We start from the raw sequence: 20,456 nt of genomic DNA, 5'->3' as shown, positions 1-20,456 counted from the left end.
CCGCTGTGCGAGGGGTGCCGCCCGCCCTGCGAGGATGGCGGATGTGACTGCAACGCCTGGAACAACCCCGTCGGCACACTCCTCGACCGCCCCGTCGGCACCCGCGCCCGCGGGTGCTGTGACCCCTTCGGGATCCCCTTCGGGATCCCCTTCGGGATCCTCCTCCGGGGCCTCTCCGGACGGCGCCGGGACGCTGGTCCTCGCGGGCACGCCCATCGGCGATGTCACGGACGCGCCGCCCCGGCTCGCCGCCGAGCTGGAGACCGCCGATGTGATCGCCGCGGAGGACACCCGGCGGCTGCGCCGGCTCACCCAGGCGCTGGGGGTGCACACCCGGGGGCGGGTCGTGTCGTACTTCGAGGGCAACGAGTCCGCGCGGACGCCCGAGCTGGTCGAGGCGCTGGCGGGCGGGGCGCGGGTGCTGCTGGTCACGGACGCGGGCATGCCGTCGGTCTCCGACCCCGGTTACCGGCTGGTGGCGGCGGCGGTCGAGCGCGGCATCCGGGTGACGGCGGTGCCGGGGCCCTCCGCGGTGCTGACCGCGCTGGCGCTCTCCGGGCTGCCCGTGGACCGCTTCTGCTTCGAGGGGTTCCTGCCGCGCAAGGCGGGTGAACGGCTGGGCAAACTGCGCGAGGTCGCCGGCGAGCGGCGCACGCTCGTCTACTTCGAGGCCCCGCACCGGCTGGACGACACGCTCGCCGCGATGGCCGAGGTCTTCGGCGCCGACCGCGGGGCCGCCGTCTGCCGCGAGCTGACCAAGACGTACGAGGAGGTCAGGCGCGGCCCGCTGGGGGAGCTGGCGGCGTGGGCGGCCGAGGGCGTACGGGGCGAGATCACCGTCGTCGTGGCGGGCGCCCCGGAGCCGGTGCCCGGCGATCTCGACCCGGCCGAGCTGGTGCGGCGGGTACGGGTGAGGGAGGAGGCGGGGGAGCGGCGCAAGGAGGCCATCGCCGCGGTCGCCGTCGAGGCGGGCCTTCCCAAGCGGGAGGTGTTCGATGCTGTCGTCGCGTCAAAAAACGCGGCGCGCACGGCCCCCGCCGAAGGTAAAGGACTATCGTGAAATGTAAAGCGCAGACCGCGTGCCGGGTCATTGGGACATGAGAAGGCCAAGACCCATCCAATAATCGACAGGCGCTGATGCGCTCCCGCCTTCGAAGGCGTCCACTGGGTCAGTGGAGAGGAGCTGGCATGAGTGAGATCACGGGCACGGCCGTAGCCCACGAGGCATATGCCTTTTGTTGCATGCGCTGTGGACACGGCTGGGAGCAGGCTTATGACATAGAGCATCATGTCGACGGCTCGGGCCAGAATGTCGTCGTGTACAAGACGGAGGGGGTGCGGGTTCCCTCCCCGCTCTCCAGCCCGACCTGTCAGAACTGCGGCGGCCATGTCGTCCGCATCATGAGGTCCGGGCAGGTCTCGTCGGTCCGGGCGCTGATGACCGAGCAGCACCACCCGGCGAAGACGGCGAAGACGGCGAAGACGGCGAAGGCCCAGAAGGCCGACAAGGCGGCAAAGGCGTACGAGGCAGCCAAGGCGGCCGAGGGCGCGGGGGGCGCGGGCACGCAAGGGCAGCCGCCGGAGGAGATATCCGCCGGGCAGTCCGGGGGGACGCCGGAGCGGTCCACGGAAAAGCCTGCAGAAGAGCCCGCCGAAGAGTCCGCCGGGAGCCATCACCACTGGCACCTCTCCGACCTCCTCCACCCGTTCCAGCACCATCACCGCTCGTGATCGCGCGGGCCCGGTCCGCGGCGGATCCGCCTCCCGAGGGCTCCCCGTAGGATCGCGTCCATGAGTTCGAAGCAAGCTCCGCCGCCGCTGCCCGAGCCCCTCAGGGTGGCGGTCGCGGACGCGCACACCCACCTGGACATGCAGGAAGGCACCGTCGCGGAGGCCCTGGAGAAGGCCGCCTCGGTCGGGGTGACGACGGTGGTCCAGGTGGGGTGCGACGTCAAGGGATCGCGCTGGGCCGCCGAGACGGCCGCGGCGTACGACACCGTCCACGCGGCGGTCGCGCTCCACCCCAACGAGGCGCCGCGCATCGTGCACGGCGACCCCGACGGCTGGTCACGCCAGGGCGCCCGGGCCGGCGGCGGCGACGCGGCACTGGACGAGGCGCTGGCCGAGATCGACGCGCTGGCCGCGCTGGAGCGGGTGCGGGCCGTCGGCGAGACCGGGCTCGACCACTTCCGTACGGGCCCCGAGGGCCGGGCGGCGCAGGAACGCTCGTTCCGTGCCCACATCGAGATCGCCAAGCGCCACGGAAAAGCGCTCGTGATCCACGACCGTGAGGCGCACGCCGATGTGCTCCGAATCCTCGCCGAGGAAGGCGCTCCGGAGCGCACGATTTTCCATTGCTATTCCGGTGACGCTGAAATGGCGAAGATCTGTGCCGCTGCCGGTTATTACCTGTCTTTCGCTGGAAATGTCACCTTCAAAAACGCTCAATCGTTGCGTGATGCGCTCACCGTAGCGCCGCTCGACCTGGTGCTGGTCGAGACCGACGCCCCATTCCTCACTCCCGCGCCCTTTCGCGGGCGGCCGAATGCGCCGTATCTCATTCCCGTCACCCTGCGGGCCATGGCCGAGGTGCGGGGGATCGGCGAGGACGCGATGGCGGAGGCGATCGCGCGGAACACGGCCCGGGCGTTCGATTACTGAGCCTGCTGAGCCTGCTGAACCGCACCTCTGTGTGGGTGCGTACGGTGCGTAGCCGAGCCGCTTTGGAGAGTGACCGAAGCTCCGCTAGTGTCCGGGGGCATCCCGCACCGGATCCCCGTGGAGCGTCGTGAGCAGTGCACAGGGCAGTCACCGTGCGACACGCGGCGGGCGCCGCGGTTCCGGCGCCGGTTCCGCGGCCGCTTCCGGATCGGCTTCCGTAGTCGCGTCCGGCACCGCGTCCGGATCGGCTTCCGGCGCCGCCTCCGTCACCGCTTCCGGCACCGCTTCCGGCACCGTGACGCTGGAGGGCGCGCCGCCGTCCGCCGGGCGCGCGGAGGCGGCGGAGCCGACCGTTCCCCGCCAGCAGTCCGCGCCGGGGGCCGCGCCGCCGTCCGGCCCCGTGCCCGCGCCCGGCCGCGCGCCGGCGCCCGCCCGGCGCGGTCAGTCCCGGCGCCGTAAGCCACCGGCCGCCCCCGCCGCACCGGAGAACCTGCGCCGGCTCGTCCCGCAGGCCCTCGTCGTCGCCTTCCTGGCGGGCGGCACCTCCGCCTTCCTCGTCCACGACAAGGCCGTACGGCTCAGCGTCGACGGCGAACCGCGCACCATGCACACCTTCGCCGGCGATGTCGGGGAACTGCTCGCGCACGAGGGCGTCGACATCGGCACGCACGACGTCGTCGCCCCCGCGCCCGGCGCCCCGCTCGCCAACGGCGACGAGGTCGTCGTCCGCCACGGCCGCCCCCTCCTGCTCACCCTCGACGGGCGGCGCCACCGCGTCTGGACCACGGCGCGCACGGTCGAGGGCGCGCTGCGCCAGCTCGGGGTGCGGGCGGAGGGCGCGTACCTCTCCGTGTCGCGTTCCGCCGCCATCGCCCGGCACGGTCTGGCGCTGGACGTACGGACCGAGCGCGCCCTGACCTTCCTCGCCGACGGCCGCGAGCACCCGGTCCGTACGAACGCGGCGACCGTCGCCGAGGCGCTCGCCGAGGCCGGGATCGCGCTGCGCGGCCAGGACACCACCTCCGTACCGGGCGACAGCTTCCCGCGCGACGGCCAGACGGTCACGGTCCTGCGCGTCACGGCGGGCGAGGAGACCCGCGAGGAGCCCGTCCCGTACGACACCGTACGAACCGCCGATTCCGCGCTGCCGCGCGGCACCGAGGTCGTCGACCAGCTCGGGCACCAGGGCGCCCGCCGGATCACGTACGCCCTGCGCACCGTCAACGGCGTACGGCAGAAGCCGCGCCGGATCCGTACGGAGACGGTGCGCGCGCCGGTCACCCAGCGGGTCAGGGTCGGGACGAAGGCGCTGCCGGACTCCGTGGCGGGCGCGGACGGGCTGAACTGGTCCGGGCTCGCCGCCTGCGAGTCGGGCGGACGGCCGGACGCGGTCGATCCGTCGGGGAACTACGGCGGGCTCTACCAGTTCGACACCGGAACGTGGCAGGCCCTCGGCGGCAGCGGACGGCCCCAGGACGCCCCGGCCGCCGAGCAGACGTACCGCGCGAAGAAGCTGTACGTACAGCGGGGGGCGAGCCCGTGGCCGCACTGCGGCCGTAGGCTGACCGGGTGAGCACCACTGAGCCCGGCGTCCCCGACGCCTCCTCCGGCGTCCCTTCCGGCGGCCCCGGCGGCCCCGGCGGCCCCGGCGGCCCCGGCGTCCCCTCCGACGCCCCGTCCGCCGCATCTGCCCCACCCGCCCCGTCGGCCGCATCCGCCCCGTCGGCCACCGCGCCGGACGCCCTGCTGGGGCCCGCGGACATCCGCGAACTGGCGGCGGCGCTCGGCGTACGCCCGACCAAGCAGCGCGGGCAGAACTTCGTCATCGACGCCAACACCGTCCGCCGGATCGTCCGCACCGCCGAGGTGCGCCCCGACGACGTCGTCGTGGAGATCGGCCCCGGGCTCGGCTCGCTGACGCTGGCGCTGCTGGAGGCGGCGGACCGGGTGACGGCGGTGGAGATCGACGACACCCTGGCGGCCGCCCTGCCCGCGACGATCGCCGCCCGGATGCCGGCCCGCGCCGAGCGGTTCGCGCTGGTCCACTCGGACGCGATGCTGGTACGGGAACTGCCGGGCCCGGCGCCGACCGCGCTGGTCGCGAACCTGCCGTACAACGTCGCCGTCCCCGTGCTGCTGCACATGCTGGAGCACTTCCCGACCATCGAGCGCACCCTGATCATGGTCCAGTCCGAGGTCGCCGACCGGCTGGCCGCGGCGCCCGGCAACAAGGTGTACGGGGTGCCGTCGGTCAAGGCCAACTGGTACGCGGACGTGAAGCGGGCGGGCGCCATCGGCCGCACCGTCTTCTGGCCCGCGCCCAACGTCGACTCCGGGCTGGTCTCGCTGGTACGCAGGACGGAACCGGTGAAGACGACGGCCTCCAGGGCCGAGGTCTTCGCGGTCGTCGACGCGGCCTTCGCGCAGCGCCGCAAGACCCTGCGGGCGGCACTCGCGGGCTGGGCGGGCTCGGCCCCGGCGGCGGAGGCGGCGCTGGTCGCGGCGGGCGTCTCGCCGCAGGCGCGCGGCGAGTCGCTGACGGTGGAGGAGTTCGCGCGGATCGCGGAGTCGAAGGGGGCGGGCGCGTGACGCCTTCCGATCGCATACGGGTACGGGTCCCGGCCAAGGTCAACGTCCAGCTCGCCGTAGGCGCCGCGCGCCCCGACGGCTTCCACGACCTGGCGAACGTCTTCCTCGCCGTCGGCCTGTACGACGAGATCACGGTCACGCCCGCCGACACGCTCCGGATCACCTGTGAGGGCCCGGACGCCGACCAGGTCCCCCTGGACGCGACGAACCTCGCGGCGCGCGCCGCGCTCGCGCTGGCGCGGCGCCATGGCATCGACCCGGCCGTCCACCTCCACATCGCCAAGGACATCCCCGTCGCGGGCGGCATGGCGGGCGGCAGCGCGGACGGCGCGGGCGCCCTGCTGGCCTGCGACGCGCTCTGGTCGCTGAACTCCTCGCGGGACGAACTCCTCTCGATCTGCGCCGAGCTGGGCAGCGACGTACCGTTCAGCCTGATCGGCGGCGCGGCGCTCGGCACCGGGCGCGGGGAACAGCTCACGCCCCTCGACGTCGGGGGCGTCTTCCACTGGGTGTTCGCGGTCGCGGACGGCGGGCTGTCCACGCCCACCGTCTTCCGGGAGTTCGACCGCCTCACCGCCGGTACCTCCGTACCGCCTCCGGCCGCGGACCCGGCGCTGCTCGACGCCCTCCGTACCGGCGACGCCGCGGCGCTGGCGGGCACCCTGGCCAACGACCTCCAGCCCGCGGCCCTCGCGCTGCGCCCCTCCCTGGCGGACACCCTGGCGGCGGGCACGGCGGCCGGCGCGCTGGCCGCCCTGGTCTCCGGCTCGGGCCCGACGACGGCCTTCCTCGCCAAGTCACCCGAATCGGCCGCCGAGTTGGCCGAGGCGCTGCTGGCCTCGGGAACCTGCCGCACCGCCCGGGTGGCGGCCTCTCCGGCGCCGGGCGCCACGGTGCTGGAACCCGGTGCCTGAGACTTCCCGCGGACACCTCCGCGGGGTTGCCGTCCCGGTGGCCTGATCTGTCGCCCGCGGCGATGTTCCTCGCCAACTACCGCGCGAAGCAGCCCAGTTATCTGTGAAAGTTCTCCGATACACCGGAACCTCCCCTGGGTATCGCACATCTTCAACGGCGTGGGCGCGCACCTCGCGCACCGATCCGTATTCAAGGGGAACCGTAAACTTCATGAAGAGCAAGCTGACCGCCGTGGCCCTCGCTGCCGTCGTCGTCGCCGGCACTGCCGCTACCGCCCTCCCGGCCTCGGCCGCCACCGCCAAGGCAGAGCCGACCCGCTGCCTGATCGCCGACCTGGAGGCCGGCTTCGCCATGGGGGATGGCGCGAAGCCGGAGATGGGGCAGACCGAGAACCAGACTCAGGCGTACATCTGGTTCACCAACAAGAGCAAGCGCACCTGCACCCTGTCCGGCTTCGCCGGTGTGGACATGGTCGGGGCTCAGACGACCGATGGCACCTGGTCGCTGGCGCGCTCCTCCGAGGCGCCCACGAAGATGACCCTGGAGCAGGGGGACACGGTGGACTTCAGCATCACCCTGCTCCCGGTGGCCAAGTCCACACCGCAGAAGGAGAAGTTCGTTCCGGCGACGTTCCTGGTCACCCCGCCGAACGAGACGAAGCACTTCACCCTGAAGTGGCCGTTCGGCGGCCAGATCCTCAAGCAGGACGGCGCCACCCGCCCGGCCACCTACCTCAACCCGATCGGGCAGTAACCAACTGGACAGCGTCTGAGCTTCCGTTCAGTGCCGCTGGTGGTCACCGCAGTCCCCCCCCCGGAACGAGTTGAAGCTCCCGGGCGGCGCGGTGGCCACGTCCGACACGTAGCAGGCCCGGCCATCTCGCCGGGGCCGGGAGGTTGTGTTTCCGGCACCAGATCTCCTGAAAGCCCGTGAACACACCACGACCCCGCTGCGCGGTGGCGGGGGCGAGGTGCCAGGTGGTCCGGGGGGCTGTCGAGAGCCCCACCCGGTCGGAGCTGGGCTTCTCCGGGAGGGGCTCGCGGCTGTCAGTCGCCGGCGTGGAGGGCTCCGCGCTTCACACCGGCAACGAATGCCGACCACATGTCCGCACCGAAGACCAGGACAGGTCCTCGCGCGACCTTGCTGTCCCGCACCGGCACGATGTCTTGGCCCACGAACGCGGTTTCCACGCACGCCGACTGTCCGTTGCTGCGGCTCGACTTGATCCAGACGGCGCCTGTCAGATCAACCTTGTTCATAACTCCCTGCCATTTCGGAGATGAGGCGTCGTGACGCCTGTTCGCTGAGTGCTGTGCTCCAGATGCTCTCGAACGCGCTGTTGTAGTGCGCGACCTCGTTCGGCTTGTCGAGGTAGAGATCTCCTGTGTAGCCGTCCGAGTAGACGGTGGGAGGCTCGGAGTCCGTTCCGTCCGGGTTGCGCGGGAAACGCAGGATGCCGAACGGCCCTGACATGACGCCCAGATGAAGCCCCGCGCTGAAGGGCACCACCCTGGCCGTCACGTTGGGCAGCTCGCCGACCTCCAGCACATGCCTGAGCTGCTCCGCCATCGCCGCGCCACCACCAACCGGACGCCTCAGTACGGCCTCGCTGACGGCGACGTTCAGTGTGACGGGCTCGAAGGATCTCGTGAGGAGCGCCTGCCGAGCGAGTCGCAGGTGAACGCGTCGATTGATCTCCTCTTCGTTCTCCTCGGGGTTGTGCGTCCGCATGATGGTCTCCGCGTAATCCTTGGCCTGGAGCAGGCCGGGAATCAACTCGCTTTCGTACCAGTCGATTTCGGATGCCGCCTCCTCCAGCCCGATGAACAGGTCGAACCCCTCGGGAATCACGTCACCGTAGGCGTGCCACCACCCCTTGGCCTTGGTCTCTTTGGCGAGGCCCATGAGTGCCGAGGTGAGTTCGTCCGGTGCGCCGTAGATCTTGCACATGGCCTCGACGTCGAGGCTGCGCAGTGATGTCTGACCTGTCTCGATGCGCCACATCTTCGCCTCGGACCATTCGAGCTCTCGTGCCGCCGCACGAACGGTGAGGCGCGCCTTGTTGCGGAGGTCGCGTAAGTAGCGCCCGAGTTGACGGCGCGGCACGGTCGATCCGGTTGAGCCCTCCACCACGTCCCTACCCCCTTCTGTAGTCAGTATGAAGCACTTCGGTACTCGAAATGGAAGCACCCCTGCGCGCGATACGCAATGGAGTCAATTTGTTCGATGACTAGAAATGAGGACCAATAAATGAAGTCTTGCAGAAATGCCTTAATGGGGGTCATGCTGTCTTTGCGCTCAGGGCCAGGTTCCTGTCCCTGAGCGCAGCACTCCGGCGCGCCCACGGTCCCGTACGTCCAACCAGGCCGGGTGCGTGAGCCGTTGCCTTGCGGAAGAGGCAGCGAAAGACCCCGGCGACGTAGGGCGTCCCGGGGCATGGCTAACGCTTGTGAAGGAGCGTCAACATGGTGAAGTTTAGCTTTCGCCTCATCAGCCTGCTGTTGGGTGTCTTATTTCCGACCGCCGACCGCCATTGCCTGAGAGGGGCCCGGACCCGTCCGGTACCCACGGCTCGGCGTCATCTGGCGGCGTTCCGTTCGACGGTGATCTTCGCGCACGGCTGCGGTACTACCGCGTATGGGACGCATGCGGCCTTCTTGCGGCCCTGCGATCGGAACGAGTTGGAGCGTTGGGAGCGTGCCGAGATCCGACTGCGGCGCCGTCGCCGTCGTGACCTGTGGCTCGCCACTCATGGTGTCGATGCCGGGCCGTGCGTGATCTATGGCGTGGAGGTCTCCTGATGAAGAACCTCCGGAATCAGAACAGCGATGCCGTGGTGTTGCGGTGGCGGGGGAATCCCCCCTGTGTTGGGCTCGCGCGCATGGAGTTGAGTAAGGCGCTGGCTGATTGGGGGCTCGGTGAGCTGAGTGACCCGGCGCTCTTGGTGCTCTCGGAACTCCTCACCAACTCCGTGACCCATGGGCGTGTGCCGGGAAGGGAGATCGAAACGCGGTTTCTTTCGACCGGAGACGGTCTCCGCATTGAGGTGCACGACGCGTCGTCGGCGCGACCGCAAAAGCTGGACACGGACCTGACTCGGGATTCGGACGGGGGGCGCGGTCTCCTGATCGTGGAGACGCTGGCCGATCAGTGGGGTGTCCGAGACCGGGACGGCGTCGGGAAACTCGTCTGGGCATCGTTCACGTCGGCGCCGGGCTCGAACGGCGGCGGCCATGGTGGGTGAGGAGATGTGCGCACTGCGCGTGCGGAACGGTGACTGGGTGGATGTCGAGGGTGGATGGCGGGAAGTGGCCTCCGCGTCGGTGGAACTTTTCGTGACGGGTGGCCTTACGGTGGTGCTCCGTTTCACGGTGGGGAATCCGGTGCGGGTGCCCGGCTGGGCCCGGGTATTAGTTCTCCGGCCGACGGCGCTCCTGCTCGTACAGCGGGTGAAGTGGTCCGTGGTGGATGATCCGTTCGCCGGTCCGCTCGTTCACGAGGTGGGGTGCACGACGTGCCACGAGGTGCGGCAGCCATCCAACTACGGTGCCGGACGCGAGAAATGGTGTGTCGGTCACGCCGGGCGAACGGGGCATACGGGATTCCGCGCGATCACGACGGGCTTTCTGCGCGCGGTGCCCGAATCGCGGAACGGCTCAGTGAGTCGTGGCAGGTAGCCGTGGTGTGTTTCGCTGCGCCCTCGGCGTGGGCCGGAAGATAGGTGCGGTCCTGGCGGCATGGCGCGTTCGATGTGCCAGGGATGTTGGTGGTGCACGTTGCGCTGAGTACTGCCCGTGGGGCTGCTGCCGTCTCGACGGTGGCCTGTCCGATCCGCGCCCTCTGGAACCGGTTCACCGAATGACTGAGAGGTGACCGAATGGAATGCCTTCTTCGCGCGGCTGAGGGCCGACGGCTGGGGATGGGCTGCCCCTCTGACTCCTGGGCGATCTGACTGACACGCCACCGGGCCGGTCGGTCGTGTGCAACTGACTGGTCTGGTCCTCCTTTCAAGCCCTGGCTGTCCATTCCTCCTCGGACGGCCAGGGCTTGTCCATCTCCTGGGCTCCATCTGACGGGGCGGGACCGTGGTCATCCCCTGCCCGTTTCCGCCGGGCGACCTACGGGCGTACGAGAAGAACCCGCGTGGCCTGACCGCCCCGATCGGCTGCCCTCCCCAGGCGCCTGTCCCACCCGTCGGCCGATGGCGTGCTTCGTCCTCCCGTGACGCTGTACCTGTGTGGCGGCGCCGTCGCCAGGGCGCTCCGCCCGCTGATCAGGTTCGAGTGATGTTCTTCAGGTCGGCGCGTAGCTGGAGAATGTTGCGGTGGGTGCGCAGGTCGTGGCGGTGGGCGAGGTCGGCTTCGAGGTCGCGCAGGATGTTCCGGACCTGGGTGGAGCGGACGGTCGAGGCGTATTGGAGCAGTGAGGTCGCGGTGGTGAGGGCCTGTTCGAGGTTGTCGCGGCGCAGGTAGGAGCGGGCGAGCCAGGTGCCGTGGAGGAGGGCGTCGCGGTCCTCGGTGCGTTCGGCGTGGGTCCCGAGCCATGCGGTGATCGGTGGATCGGCTTCGGTGAGGAGGCTCGCGGAGCGGCGAGAGGTTGCCGAGTTGTCTGCGAAGGCGGCGGTGATGAGGCTTTGCCCGGTGACCACACTCAGGTCCGTGAGCCAGTACAGCCATGGCGGGCGGCTGTCGAGGGCGTCGGGGTGGTCGAGGTGGCGCTGGGCTTCGTCGGTGGACTGGCGTAGGCCGTGGATGTCTCCCAGCGCGGCGTGGGCGTGGGCGTGCCGGGCGGCGGCCAGGGCCCGGACGGCGGGTGGTGCGCTGCGGGCGGCGGCGATGCCGGCGTTGGCGAGGTCGATCGCGTCACGGAGCTGGCCCCGGGCGATGGCCTGGTAGGTGAGGCAGCCGTGGAGGTGGGAGGCGAGGGCCGGGTCGGCGGACTCGTGGGCGGCGGTCAGCCCGGTCAGGTAGTAGCGCTGTGCGAGCCCGTGGAGCCCGGCGTCCATCGCCATCCAGCCGACCGTCTGGGCCAGTTGTGCCCATAGGTTGACGGTTCGTGTGCGGGTGGCGGCTTCGGCGAAGCGGGATGCTCGCACGTAGTCGGCTACGCCGGTGAACTGCCGGTGGGCATGGCGGAGGGTGGATCGGTCGCCTCCCTCGGCGTCGTCGAGCCGGCGGACGGCATCGACGGTGGTGGCGATGGCGTCGGTGATGGCGGGTGTGACGACGAGGTCGTGTGGTGATGGGGCGGGTGCGGGGCCGGCGCGCGTGGCGGCGGTGGCGGTGAAGGCCGGGCCGGTGAAGGTCGCGCCGCTGATGGCGAGGAAGGTCCTGCGGTCCATGTCGCCCCCGTCCTGGATGACCCATTGCGTGGCTGTCTCCACGGTAGCGCCGGGCGCGGTGGGCGAGGGAAGGCCGTCGTCCGCCCGTACCCAGGCGCCGGAGGAACGCGTCCCGGGCCCCCAGAGGCAGGCGAGCGGCACAGGGCGGCCGAGGGCTTCGGCGAGGACGTGTGCGGTGACGGTGGGCAGCGGGTCACGGGGGATACGGCCCTTGGCGATCCAGTCGGCGACGGTGCTGCGTGCGACGTAGCCGGGCCCGAGGAGGGCGTTGACGGCTTGGGCCAGGCGGGCGGGAGACCACGTCAAGGCCGCTAAATGGTCGGCGAGTTGGTAATTCGGCGCTCCGTTGCGCCCGCCCATGTTTTCCCCCTTTTCGCCCCGGCTCCGACGGTAGCGGATCGGGCCGGTCACGGAAGGCGGTTCGGCCAGCCGGTGAAGGTGCCGACTTCACCCCTGATTCGCCGCAAGTCGGCAACAGGCAAAGACAGTTGGGCCTGAGTCGTCGCCCGGACAGGGTGGCCGTGGGCCGGGCGGGGCGGTGCACTGGTGGGGCGCGCCGATCCGGCCCGCTGACCCCCCTTTCCGTAGGAGGAATTTCATGGTGCCCAAGTCCCAGACCGCCGCCGTCAGCGCCCAGGCGGCGGAGGAGAGCGACGCGATCACCGGCCCCGTGGTGGTCGCCGTCGACGTCGAGGACGAGGAGTAGTCCTCTCCCGCGTCCCGAACCGGGTGCCCCTCCTCGCGGTTCCTGCTGGGTCCCGGGGTGGGGCACCCCTTGCGCTCGACCATGGAGGTCGCAGTGATTCATGTGTTCGTCGGACCGACGCTGCCGCGGTCCGAGCCGGTACTGACCGCGCCGGGCGTGCGGGTGTGGCCGCCGGCCCGGCACGGAGACCTGTTCGCCGCGGCGATCCGCCACGGCGACACCGCAGTACTCATCGACGGCGTATACCACCAGGCGCCGGCGTTGCGCCACAAGGAGATCCTGGCCGCGATGGGCCGGGGCGTGCGGGTGATCGGGGCGGCGAGCATCGGCGCGCTGCGGGCGGTCGAACTCGCGCCGTTCGGGATGCTCGGCGTCGGCAGCGTCTACGCCGCCTACGCCCGGGGGGAGATCGACGGCGACGACGAGGTGGCGGTCGGCCAGGCCCCGGACGGGGAACGGATCGCGCTGACCTGGCCGGTGGTCACCCTCCGGCACATCCTGGAGCTGGCCCGCCGGGCCGGGGTGCTGGACGCAGAGGGGGCCGCCGGGCTGCTGGCGGCGCTGCGCACGGTGTACTACCCGCAGCGCACGACGGCCGCGCTGCGGGCTGTCTGCCGCTGCCACGGGCAGACAGTGTTCGAGCGGTGGCTGGCCGACCAGCGGGAACGGGACCAGTACTTTGGCGACGTCAAGCGCGCCGATGCCCTGGCGGCCGTGCGCACCGCCCGGGAGGGCTGGGAGCCACCGGCCGTATTCCCGGGACGGGGCCGGGAGACGGTCCACCTGCGCCGGTGGTCCAACTTCTTCGCCCGGAGCCGCGTGGACGGGCTGGACCTGTCGACCGAGGACCGCCTCGTCTACCAGCAGGTGTTCGATCCGGCCTTCGGGCAGAGGTGGGCCGCCTATCTCGAACACCGCTCCCGGCAGCCGGGCGGCGGCGGGCCGGGCCTGCCGCTCGCGGCGCGGCTGGCCGCGGTCGGCGGCGGGGACCTGGCTGCCCATCAGGTGTTCCGTCCCGCGGTGGATCTGCGGGACGAGGCGAGCGTGGGCCTGCTGCTGGCCGGTGAGACCCGCGAGGACCGGCAGGCGGTCGCCCGGTACGCCGAGGCTCTCGCGCTGGCGTACCGCGGTCGGCCGGGGTTCTGGACCGGTGCGGTACGCGATGATCTCACCCGCCGGATCCTGCTGGAGGTGTGGCGGTGTCCGCCGGAGCGGTTCGACGCGGAAGCGTCCGCCCGGGGGCTCGTATACGGGGCGCGCGCCGTGGAGGCGGCCAAGCGGCTGGTGCCCGGGTTCCTGGACGAGCGGAGCGAACCGGTGGGGGCGGGCCATGGTGTGCGGTGAGGAACTGGTGGCGCTGCCGGGCACGGTGCGGGCCCGCACCGCGGAGCAGGCTTGGGCGCGAGTGGCCGGGCGCCTGCCGTCCTTCGGCATCACCCGGGTAGCCCGGTTGACCGGTCTGGACTGCATCGGGCTGCCGGTGTGGACGGCGGTCCGGCCCGCCTCTCTCACGCTGAGCGCCTCCCAGGGCAAAGGCGCCACCGACCTGCTGGCGAAGCTCTCGGCAGTCATGGAGGCGATCGAGCTGTGGCACGTCGAACAGCCACTACCGGTAGAGGCGCGCGGCCCGGCCGCAGACGTCGCCCCGGACTGTCCCCTCGATGCTCTGCCGCTGACCGTCCCGTACGACCGGCGGACGCTGGCCCGGATCGCGTGGGAGTGGACCCCCGGCACCGGCCTGCTCAGCGGGGAGAAAGCCCTGCTGCCACTCGACCTGGTCCGCCGCCGGGCGCAGCGGCCGCAGTGGGGCCCGGATCTGCTGCGCGCGACCAGCACCGGCCTGGCGTGCGGCAGCACCCGGGACGAGGCACTGCTGCACGCCCTGTTCGAGGTCGTCGAGCGGGACGTGCTCCACCGGGACGGGGCGGACGGCGGACGACGTCGGATACTGGTCGCCCCCAGCACGGTCGATGACCCCTACGGCCGGCAGGTGATCGACCGGCTGACGGCGGCCGGGATGTCGCTGGAGCTGGCGCTCGTGGACGGCCCGTACGGGCTGCCGGTGTGCCTGGCCTACCTGTGGTCGGAGGATCTCCCGGTGGTGTTCGCCGGCAGCGGGTGCCACACCATCCCGGCCATCGCACTGACCCGGGCACTGACCGAGGCCGCGCAATCACGCGTGACGGCCATCGCCGGGACACGCGACGACCTCCCGAGCGAACCCGCCCCGCTCGACACCTCGTCCTTCCACCCGGCGCGGCACGACGGGCTTGTTCCGTGGCCGGAGACAGCAGCCCGGTTCAGCCCGGCCCGGGGCGGCTTCGCCAGCCAGGCCCGGGAAGTGGCGCGGCGGGTCGAACAAGTCACCGGGCACGAGCCGGTTGCGCTGGACCTGTCCGACGCGGCCGACCTTGTCCACGCGGTCCAGGTTGTCGCTCCCGGTACCCGCTCACGCATCAGGAGGGCGATGCCCAGATGACACACCCCACTGCCACCCCGGCCGCCGCGCCCGCCGAACAGCTCGCAGCACAGTTCGACGCGTTCCATGCCGCGCGGGCGCGCACGGACCTGGTCGCCCGCCTGTACGCCGCGGCGATGGGAGAGGACCACCCGCAGGAGATCGCCTCCTCCAGCTCATGCGACTGGCCTCTGCTCGGGCTGATGGCCGCCCGGCTGCGGATACAGCCCGGTCGGCTCCTCGTGGACGCGGGCTGCGGCACCGGCGGCATCGGACTGTGGCTGGCCCGCGCCCTCGCCGCCCGCCTGGTCGGCCTCGACCTGTCCCCGGTCGCCGTCGACCAGGCCACCGCCCGCCGCACCCGTTTCCTCGTCCCCGCCGACCGCGCCGCCTTCCACGTCTCGCGGCTGGAAGCCACCGGCCTGCCCGACGGATGCGCCCATGGTGTCGTGTGCGTGGACGCCCTCAGCTTCGCCACGGACCGAACAGAAGCGGTACGCGAACTCGGCCGCATCCTGGCGCCCGGCGGCCGGCTCGTCCTCACCCGGGCGCTGCGGCGCGGCGCCGAACCCGTCTGGCAGGAGCAGGCACGCGCCGCCGGGCTCACCGTGGAGCACGTGGACGAGCGGCCCGCCGAGCCCGCGATGTGGGAGCGCCTGTACCGGCTGTGGGTCAGCCACGCCGGGGAACTGCGGCGCGATCTCGGCGACGTCCAGGCGCAGAACATGCTGCGTGAGGCGGAGCGGATGCTGCCCGTCCTGGCGGGTCGGCGTGCGGTGCTGCTGACCCTGCGCCGCTCGGTGCAGGCACCGGCCGCGCCCGGGGCGGCCGATAGGATGAGCGGGCCCGGCCGCCACCCCGGCGACGGCGCCGCGACCGGTGGAAGGACCCCGCAGTGAGCCAGCGTCCCGCCCGTGCGGCGGTGTTCTCGGCCGGTGCCTGGGGTACCGCCGTCGCCAAGATCCTGGCCGATGCCGGCACCGACGTCATCGTGCACGCCCGCCGCAGCGAGATCGCCGACGCGATCAACACCGGCCACCGCAATCCCGGGTACTTCCCGGACATCGAACTGCCCTCGTCCCTGGTGGCCACGACCGACCCGGCGACCGCGCTGGACGGCGCGGACTACCTGGTCCTCTCGATCCCCGCGCAGTCCCTGCGGGCCAGCCTCGCGGTGTGGGCGCCGCTCATCGGCCCGGACACCGTGATCGTGTCGCTGATGAAGGGCATCGAGCAGGGCACCGCACTGCGCTCCAGCGAGGTCATCGCCGACGTGACCAGCGTGCCGGCGGAGCGGATCGCGGTGCTGTCCGGGCCGAACCTCGCCCGCGAGATCATGGACGGCAAGCCCGCCGCCGCCACCGTCGCCTGCACGGACGAGGGCGCCGCCCACCGCTTCCAGGCGGCGTGCCACACCTCGTACTTCCGCCCGTACACCAGCGCCGACGTGATCGGCTGCGAACTCGGCGGCGCGGTGAAGAACGTGATCGCCCTCGCGGTCGGCATCGCCGCGGGCATGGGCCTGGGCCACAACGCGGGGGCCATGCTCATCACCCGGGGACTGGCGGAGGCCACCCGGCTGGCCACGGCCCTGGGCGCCGACCCGGCCACCCTCGCCGGACTGGCGGGCATGGGCGACCTCACGGCCACCTGCCTCTCCCCGCTCTCCCGCAACCGCACCTTCGGGGCACACCTCGGCCGCGGCCTGAGCGTCGACCAGGCCACCGCCGCCACCCGGCAGACCACCGAGGGCGTCAAGAGCGCGGAGGCCATCCTCGGCCTTGCCCACGCCCACGGAATCGATATGCCGATCACGACCATCGTCTCCGCACTGCTGCACGAGAAGGTCACCCTCGACGAGGCCGCGGCCGCGCTGATGCAGCGGCCCGCGAAACCCGAGCGCTGACCCCGGCGCCCCGCCGCGGGGCGCGCTGCCCGCACCCTCACCTCCCGTACCGGAGGCCCCTGTCATGCACGCTTCGACTGTGCTGCCCGCTGCCCAACTCGTCGTCACCGCCGCCCTGGTGGGGTGGATGATCACCGGCTTCACCCACCTGCCCGGCCGTTGGCTCCGCTGGAAGATGTTCTGCCGGGCCACCTTCACCATCATCTCGCTCACCGGCACCAAGGACGGCCGCACCGAGCCGGTGAACGTCTACGACTATCTGTCCCCGGGCTCCTTCATCCTCGGCCCGCCCCAGCTCCAGGCGATCGTCTCCCACCTCACGGACAACGGACGGTACGACCGGATCGACGGACACGGCCGTCTCCTGTCCGCGACCGGCGAGCAGCCCATCACGGTGAAGGACAGCCATGTGGCTCTTTGACGCGATCGCCTCAGGATTTCAGCACCCCACCGACCCCGGGCGGCTCCAGTGGTTCCGTATCATCTTCGGCACCGTCTGCACGCTGCGGTTCGCGCTCTCCCTGGGACAGGGCGGCTGGGACCGGTTCACCCCCGGATCACTCAGCTCCCACCTTGCGGAACAGGGCTTCGGCCCCACCCGGGCCCGCCTCCTGATCAGCGCCTACCGGCCCGTTCTGATCGTCCGTACGGCTGCCGCCCTCGCCCTGGCCGCCGGCCTGGCACCCCGACTCTCGCTTCTGGTGGTTCTGGCCGGGGCGGCCATGGAACTCCTCTACCTCCGGAGTCCGAACGCGGTCCGCTACACGCTGCTGACCGGCGCCTGCCTCCTCGTCGCCGGTGACCTCGGCCACGGGCTCCGCATCGAGCACGGCCCCAGCACGGCCAACACCTGGGCCCAGTGCCTTCTCGTGCTGATCACCACGGACATCTACTGGAACAGCGCCTGGCAGAAAATCCGCTCGCCCCAGTTCCGCAGCGGCCTGTACCTCGCCCAATGGATCCACGTCTACACCCAGGTCAAAGACCAGCTCCCCTACCGGCGCCAGTACGCCGTTCCCGGCTTCGTCCGCCGCCACCTGGGCAACCTCACCGGCCGGGACATCCGCCTCTGGCGACTGGTCGCCGCCACCGTCATCACGGCGGAGATCGCGCTGCCCCTCGCGCTGCTCATCCCGGCGACGATGCCGTACGCCATCGTCGCCGGGATCGGAATGCACGCGGCCTTCACCTGCCTCAAACCTCGCCAGTTGCTCACCTTCTCGGGCCTCACGGTCGGCACCTATATCGCCTTCGCCGTCTGACAACCCTCCGGGCCTGGCCATCAGGTGTCAGAACTGCTGCTGCTCGGCGCCGGGTGGGAGGAGGCAGGGGGTGCTGACGATCAGGACGAGGCGCTCCTCATCGCTGTCTCGGACTGAGATGAACTGGTGGTTCGCCGGGTGCCTGGCGTAGAGAAGATTGGGCGGGCTGGCTGTGGGATCGCTGCGGAAGTCCTGAATCTCCAGACCTTGCTCCTTGAGGGTGTCCCTGATCGTCCGTACAGCTTCGGCGTGCTGGGACTGCGGAAGCCTCGCGCGCACGGAGTAACGCAACGTGAACCTTCCATCATCGGCCGACTCACCGTTCTTGCCGGTGCAGTTGGTGAAGTTCGCTGCGGGAACCTCGGGGTCGGTCCCGGGCTCGATCTCGGCCTTGGCGGTCCGGGCCATGGATTCGGTCCAGTGCCTGGCCCATTCCTCGGCCTTCTTCTTGCCCATCCGGGGCAGGGGAGCGTTGGCGCTGTTTTCGCCTTCGGACATGCAGCCTCCTAGCAGCAAAGTGAGTGCCAGAACAGCAATGCTCTGGCGCATGACGCGCATGGACCCGTGTCTCCTTACCATCAGGAATTCACTCCGAGGCCCGGCTGCTGCCCGGCGATGATGGCCCCCATGTTCTCCAGGCTTTGGCTGTTGTCGTCCCAGTAGCCGCTGTGCCCGTTGGTGTCCACGTACATCCTCTGAGCGCCGAACTCGGGCTCTTTCGGGTCCTCGCCCAAGGTGAGGCCGGAGGTCCGGTTGGAAATGAAATCGTCGGGGGCGGCAGCCACCCACAGGCGTTTCGGGTTGATGTGTAGCTGATCGGAGCGGTCGACCGTCAGGCCAGGACTCCCCACGACCACCATGTCGTCCGCGTCCAGCCCTCGGCCCCCGGCATCTGCGGCTCCCGCGGTGGTGGAGCCATAGCTGTGGGCGAGGACGGTCAAGTGCGAACGTTCGCCTTCGTGGGCGGTGCGCAGGCCGTGCGTGAAGTTGCGAAGGTCTTCGGCTCCGTCCAGCGCTCGTCCGTCGGTGATGACGCTGTTGTTGATCTCCGGAGCGTCGTAGCCCAACCAGGCGATGGTGGAGATGTCTTTGGGGTCTCCGCCGTTCCAGCCTCCCGCTGCGTTCTGCAACTTGTTGACCCGGTCGATCTGTCCCCCGAAATTCCCCAACTGGGTATCCGTGCCCGGGACCTGGACCGCCGTGTGTTTGGCTGTGTCCGGGTTCCCGATCGCCACGATCGCGCGCCCGTGCCCCTTCGTGCTCAAGCCGAGCAGATACTGCTGTTTGTGGGCAGGGCCGGTGTCCGCCTTTTCCAGGCGGTCCTTGAGGGAACTCAAGGAGCGGAAATGGCTTCGCTCCTGATAACCCAGGCTGCCCTCCCGCAGCGCGTAATCGTTCAGCTTCATGTCCAGCACCGTCCGATTGGCCTGGTCCCGTGCAGTCGTCGGCAGGCCGTCCAGCGCGCCGAGTTGGTCCGGGAACGCGGCCAGGTGGAAGCGCTGGTCGTCCTCGCCCAGGGCGGCCCACCACCCCGCCGCCTGCTTCGGGTCCTTGCCGTCCGGGATGTCCTTCTGGCTGATCCCGGCGAACTCGGCGACCCGTGTGGCGTCTTCCTGGGCGTTCGCGCCGCCGTAGCGCTTGTCCAGGTCGAACGGGTCGATCCGGTGGAGGAGTTCGGCCGCCTGATGGCTGGCGGTTTCGGCGTCCGCGAGGGCCTGGTCGATACGGGCCCGGAATTCGCCGAGTCCGGCGTTGGCCTTCTGTTGGAGGGCCGCGTGGTCCGGGTCGTTGCGGTGCTCGGGGGCGAAGGGCTGTTTCGGTTCCACCCAGCCGTCGTCCCGGACCGTGTGCCCCGCTGCCTCCGCGTCGGCCACCGCGGTGCGCAGCCTGCGCCGGGCCGCCGCCATCTTCGTCCGGAGGGTGTCCAGGAGCGTGGTGATCAGTTGGGCGTCGAGCTGCGCCGTGCCCAGCTTGCTCTCGGTGGCTTCCATCGCTCCGAAGCCGCACGTCGCGCTGAGGCCTGTCCAGTTCGCCTTGTGGAGCGGGCCGGTCACCCGCCTGCCGCTGTCCGTCCGGGTCCTGCCCAGCGCCTCGGCGAGCTTCTTCCAGGAGGAGACCGCCGCTTCCAGATCCGAGAAGTCCTGCGTGAACAGGCGCCTGAAGTTCTCCGGCATGACGGCCGCCTCACCAGCCCCGGAAGGAAGTGAGGACTTCCCGTTCCGTGATGTCGTGGCCGTTCGCCAGCAGCCGCAGTCCCCGCGCGTGCTCGGTGAGGTTGTCGCGGAGCGCGCCGAGTGCGCTGCCCCAGCCCTCGCCGGTCTCCTCCAGCCGTGGGCCGGCCGTCCAGTCGCGTAAGGAAGCCGAGGCGGCGGCCAGGTCGTCCACCGCCCTCTTCAGGAGCGGCCGGAGATCCGTCACCAGGGTGTCCGCCGCCCCGGCCGAAGCCCTCAACTCGCCCGCGGAAATATCGAGGTCGTGGGTCACGTGATCCTCACCCTCCGATGTCGCGCCATGGCTCTGTGCTACGCGCGATCTTATGCGGGAGCCGTGAACCACCTCAGGCCGTGGTGTCCGTCGGGGCGACTACGCTGGTACGTCGATCGACCTTCGGTCGAGTT

General features: G+C 70.9%; 21 protein-coding genes. 15 read left to right on the top strand and 6 right to left on the bottom strand.

Translation table 11 applies throughout. The annotated features are described in order from the left end of the window. Window positions 1-34 precede the first annotated feature (34 nt). The 7 genes from rsmI to ACFXKG_RS00170 all read left to right on the top strand — a co-directional run bounded on the left by rsmI (window position 35) and on the right by ACFXKG_RS00170 (window position 6,918). Window positions 35-1,060: a 16S rRNA (cytidine(1402)-2'-O)-methyltransferase gene (gene rsmI / locus ACFXKG_RS00200; protein ID WP_384829842.1), complete on the top strand. Its 1,026-nt coding sequence runs from the start codon at window positions 35-37 to the stop codon at window positions 1,058-1,060. A 128-nt stretch (window positions 1,061-1,188) separates the two neighbouring features. Beyond that, window positions 1,189-1,731, top strand: coding sequence for a hypothetical protein (locus tag ACFXKG_RS00195; RefSeq protein WP_384829840.1), 543 nt, complete (start codon window positions 1,189-1,191; stop codon window positions 1,729-1,731). A gap of 60 nt (window positions 1,732-1,791) precedes the next feature. Next, entirely contained in the window at window positions 1,792-2,661 is an 870-nt protein-coding gene (locus ACFXKG_RS00190; RefSeq protein WP_384829837.1) for a TatD family hydrolase, read from the top strand. A gap of 127 nt (window positions 2,662-2,788) precedes the next feature. Beyond that, window positions 2,789-4,234, top strand: a complete 1,446-nt coding sequence (locus ACFXKG_RS00185; protein WP_384829834.1) for a ubiquitin-like domain-containing protein — start codon at window positions 2,789-2,791, stop codon at window positions 4,232-4,234. A 170-nt stretch (window positions 4,235-4,404) separates the two neighbouring features. Continuing rightward, window positions 4,405-5,250, top strand: coding sequence for a 16S rRNA (adenine(1518)-N(6)/adenine(1519)-N(6))-dimethyltransferase RsmA (rsmA, locus tag ACFXKG_RS00180; RefSeq protein WP_384831667.1), 846 nt, complete (start codon window positions 4,405-4,407; stop codon window positions 5,248-5,250). Next, the gene (locus tag ACFXKG_RS00175; RefSeq protein WP_384829831.1) at window positions 5,247-6,164 is read left to right on the top strand and encodes a 4-(cytidine 5'-diphospho)-2-C-methyl-D-erythritol kinase; all 918 of its coding nucleotides are present in this window, start codon (window positions 5,247-5,249) and stop codon (window positions 6,162-6,164) included. Before rsmA ends, ACFXKG_RS00175 begins: the two co-directional genes overlap by 4 nt. A gap of 211 nt (window positions 6,165-6,375) precedes the next feature. After that, window positions 6,376-6,918, top strand: a complete 543-nt coding sequence (locus ACFXKG_RS00170; RefSeq protein ID WP_384829828.1) for a DUF4232 domain-containing protein — start codon at window positions 6,376-6,378, stop codon at window positions 6,916-6,918. A 293-nt stretch (window positions 6,919-7,211) separates the two neighbouring features. On the opposite strand, the gene ACFXKG_RS00165 is transcribed toward ACFXKG_RS00170, so the two are convergent. Both ACFXKG_RS00165 and ACFXKG_RS00160 read right to left on the bottom strand, forming a co-directional pair. After that, the gene (locus ACFXKG_RS00165; protein WP_384829825.1) at window positions 7,212-7,424 is read right to left on the bottom strand and encodes a DUF397 domain-containing protein; all 213 of its coding nucleotides are present in this window, start codon (window positions 7,422-7,424) and stop codon (window positions 7,212-7,214) included. Continuing rightward, window positions 7,411-8,298: a helix-turn-helix domain-containing protein gene (locus tag ACFXKG_RS00160; protein ID WP_384829822.1), complete on the bottom strand. Its 888-nt coding sequence runs from the start codon at window positions 8,296-8,298 to the stop codon at window positions 7,411-7,413. The genes ACFXKG_RS00165 and ACFXKG_RS00160 overlap by 14 nt, the downstream gene beginning before the upstream one ends. 332 nt (window positions 8,299-8,630) lie before the next feature. Here ACFXKG_RS00160 and ACFXKG_RS00155 point away from each other — a divergent pair, with 332 nt between their 5' ends. Both ACFXKG_RS00155 and ACFXKG_RS00150 read left to right on the top strand, forming a co-directional pair. Then, on the top strand, window positions 8,631-8,966 hold the full coding sequence (locus tag ACFXKG_RS00155; protein WP_384829819.1) for a hypothetical protein: 336 nt from the start codon (window positions 8,631-8,633) through the stop codon (window positions 8,964-8,966). Further along, window positions 8,966-9,409 (top strand): ATP-binding protein, encoded by a 444-nt coding sequence (locus tag ACFXKG_RS00150; RefSeq protein WP_384829816.1) that lies wholly within the window; start codon window positions 8,966-8,968, stop codon window positions 9,407-9,409. The genes ACFXKG_RS00155 and ACFXKG_RS00150 overlap by 1 nt, the downstream gene beginning before the upstream one ends. 1,029 nt (window positions 9,410-10,438) lie before the next feature. Here the strand turns inward: ACFXKG_RS00150 and ACFXKG_RS00145 are convergent. Next, entirely contained in the window at window positions 10,439-11,812 is a 1,374-nt protein-coding gene (locus tag ACFXKG_RS00145; RefSeq protein WP_384829813.1) for a hypothetical protein, read from the bottom strand. A gap of 493 nt (window positions 11,813-12,305) precedes the next feature. Here ACFXKG_RS00145 and ACFXKG_RS00140 point away from each other — a divergent pair, with 493 nt between their 5' ends. From ACFXKG_RS00140 to ACFXKG_RS00115, 6 genes are all read left to right on the top strand, one after another. After that, window positions 12,306-13,556, top strand: coding sequence for a TfuA-like protein (locus ACFXKG_RS00140; RefSeq protein WP_384829811.1), 1,251 nt, complete (start codon window positions 12,306-12,308; stop codon window positions 13,554-13,556). After that, window positions 13,543-14,691 (top strand): YcaO-like family protein, encoded by a 1,149-nt coding sequence (locus ACFXKG_RS00135; protein WP_384829808.1) that lies wholly within the window; start codon window positions 13,543-13,545, stop codon window positions 14,689-14,691. Before ACFXKG_RS00140 ends, ACFXKG_RS00135 begins: the two co-directional genes overlap by 14 nt. Further along, window positions 14,688-15,569, top strand: coding sequence for a class I SAM-dependent methyltransferase (locus tag ACFXKG_RS00130; protein WP_384829805.1), 882 nt, complete (start codon window positions 14,688-14,690; stop codon window positions 15,567-15,569). The genes ACFXKG_RS00135 and ACFXKG_RS00130 overlap by 4 nt, the downstream gene beginning before the upstream one ends. After that, window positions 15,566-16,576 carry an NAD(P)H-dependent glycerol-3-phosphate dehydrogenase gene (locus tag ACFXKG_RS00125; protein WP_384829802.1) on the top strand — a complete coding sequence of 337 codons (1,011 nt, stop codon included), beginning with the start codon at window positions 15,566-15,568 and terminating at the stop codon, window positions 16,574-16,576. Before ACFXKG_RS00130 ends, ACFXKG_RS00125 begins: the two co-directional genes overlap by 4 nt. A gap of 64 nt (window positions 16,577-16,640) precedes the next feature. Then, entirely contained in the window at window positions 16,641-16,997 is a 357-nt protein-coding gene (locus ACFXKG_RS00120; protein WP_384829800.1) for a hypothetical protein, read from the top strand. Further along, a complete protein-coding gene (locus ACFXKG_RS00115; RefSeq protein WP_384829797.1) occupies window positions 16,984-17,838 on the top strand; it encodes a hypothetical protein in 855 nt (284 codons plus the stop codon). Before ACFXKG_RS00120 ends, ACFXKG_RS00115 begins: the two co-directional genes overlap by 14 nt. A gap of 27 nt (window positions 17,839-17,865) precedes the next feature. On the opposite strand, the gene ACFXKG_RS00110 is transcribed toward ACFXKG_RS00115, so the two are convergent. From ACFXKG_RS00110 to ACFXKG_RS00100, 3 genes are read right to left on the bottom strand one after another with little or no spacing between them, the layout of a single operon-like run. Beyond that, window positions 17,866-18,396, bottom strand: coding sequence for a hypothetical protein (locus tag ACFXKG_RS00110; protein ID WP_384829794.1), 531 nt, complete (start codon window positions 18,394-18,396; stop codon window positions 17,866-17,868). A 20-nt stretch (window positions 18,397-18,416) separates the two neighbouring features. After that, entirely contained in the window at window positions 18,417-20,012 is a 1,596-nt protein-coding gene (locus ACFXKG_RS00105) for an alpha/beta hydrolase (RefSeq protein WP_384829791.1), read from the bottom strand. A 10-nt stretch (window positions 20,013-20,022) separates the two neighbouring features. Continuing rightward, window positions 20,023-20,322 (bottom strand): hypothetical protein, encoded by a 300-nt coding sequence (locus ACFXKG_RS00100; protein ID WP_384829788.1) that lies wholly within the window; start codon window positions 20,320-20,322, stop codon window positions 20,023-20,025. Between the last annotated feature and the right edge of the window lie 134 nt (window positions 20,323-20,456).

It is taken from the genome of Streptomyces sp. NPDC059255 (assembly GCF_042752355.1).
Classification (GTDB): domain Bacteria; phylum Actinomycetota; class Actinomycetes; order Streptomycetales; family Streptomycetaceae; genus Streptomyces.
Note: the sequence above shows the minus strand (reverse complement) of the source record. Positions and strands in the feature narration are given on the sequence as shown.

What these genes read in the sequence shown, in the direction of transcription:
- ACFXKG_RS00165 (WP_384829825.1), bottom strand. Translation starts at nt 7,424, where the DNA reads ATGAACAAGGTTGATCTGACAGGCGCCGTCTGGATCAAGTCGAGCCGC.
- ACFXKG_RS00190 (WP_384829837.1), top strand. Translation starts at nt 1,792, where the DNA reads ATGAGTTCGAAGCAAGCTCCGCCGCCGCTGCCCGAGCCCCTCAGGGTG.
- ACFXKG_RS00105 (WP_384829791.1), bottom strand. Translation starts at nt 20,012, where the DNA reads ATGCCGGAGAACTTCAGGCGCCTGTTCACGCAGGACTTCTCGGATCTG.
- ACFXKG_RS00170 (WP_384829828.1), top strand. Translation starts at nt 6,376, where the DNA reads ATGAAGAGCAAGCTGACCGCCGTGGCCCTCGCTGCCGTCGTCGTCGCC.
- ACFXKG_RS00150 (WP_384829816.1), top strand. Translation starts at nt 8,966, where the DNA reads ATGAAGAACCTCCGGAATCAGAACAGCGATGCCGTGGTGTTGCGGTGG.
- ACFXKG_RS00155 (WP_384829819.1), top strand. Translation starts at nt 8,631, where the DNA reads ATGGTGAAGTTTAGCTTTCGCCTCATCAGCCTGCTGTTGGGTGTCTTA.
- ACFXKG_RS00195 (WP_384829840.1), top strand. Translation starts at nt 1,189, where the DNA reads ATGAGTGAGATCACGGGCACGGCCGTAGCCCACGAGGCATATGCCTTT.
- rsmI (WP_384829842.1), top strand. Translation starts at nt 35, where the DNA reads ATGGCGGATGTGACTGCAACGCCTGGAACAACCCCGTCGGCACACTCC.
- ACFXKG_RS00130 (WP_384829805.1), top strand. Translation starts at nt 14,688, where the DNA reads ATGACACACCCCACTGCCACCCCGGCCGCCGCGCCCGCCGAACAGCTC.
- ACFXKG_RS00135 (WP_384829808.1), top strand. Translation starts at nt 13,543, where the DNA reads ATGGTGTGCGGTGAGGAACTGGTGGCGCTGCCGGGCACGGTGCGGGCC.
- ACFXKG_RS00115 (WP_384829797.1), top strand. Translation starts at nt 16,984, where the DNA reads ATGTGGCTCTTTGACGCGATCGCCTCAGGATTTCAGCACCCCACCGAC.
- ACFXKG_RS00110 (WP_384829794.1), bottom strand. Translation starts at nt 18,396, where the DNA reads ATGCGCGTCATGCGCCAGAGCATTGCTGTTCTGGCACTCACTTTGCTG.
- ACFXKG_RS00120 (WP_384829800.1), top strand. Translation starts at nt 16,641, where the DNA reads ATGCACGCTTCGACTGTGCTGCCCGCTGCCCAACTCGTCGTCACCGCC.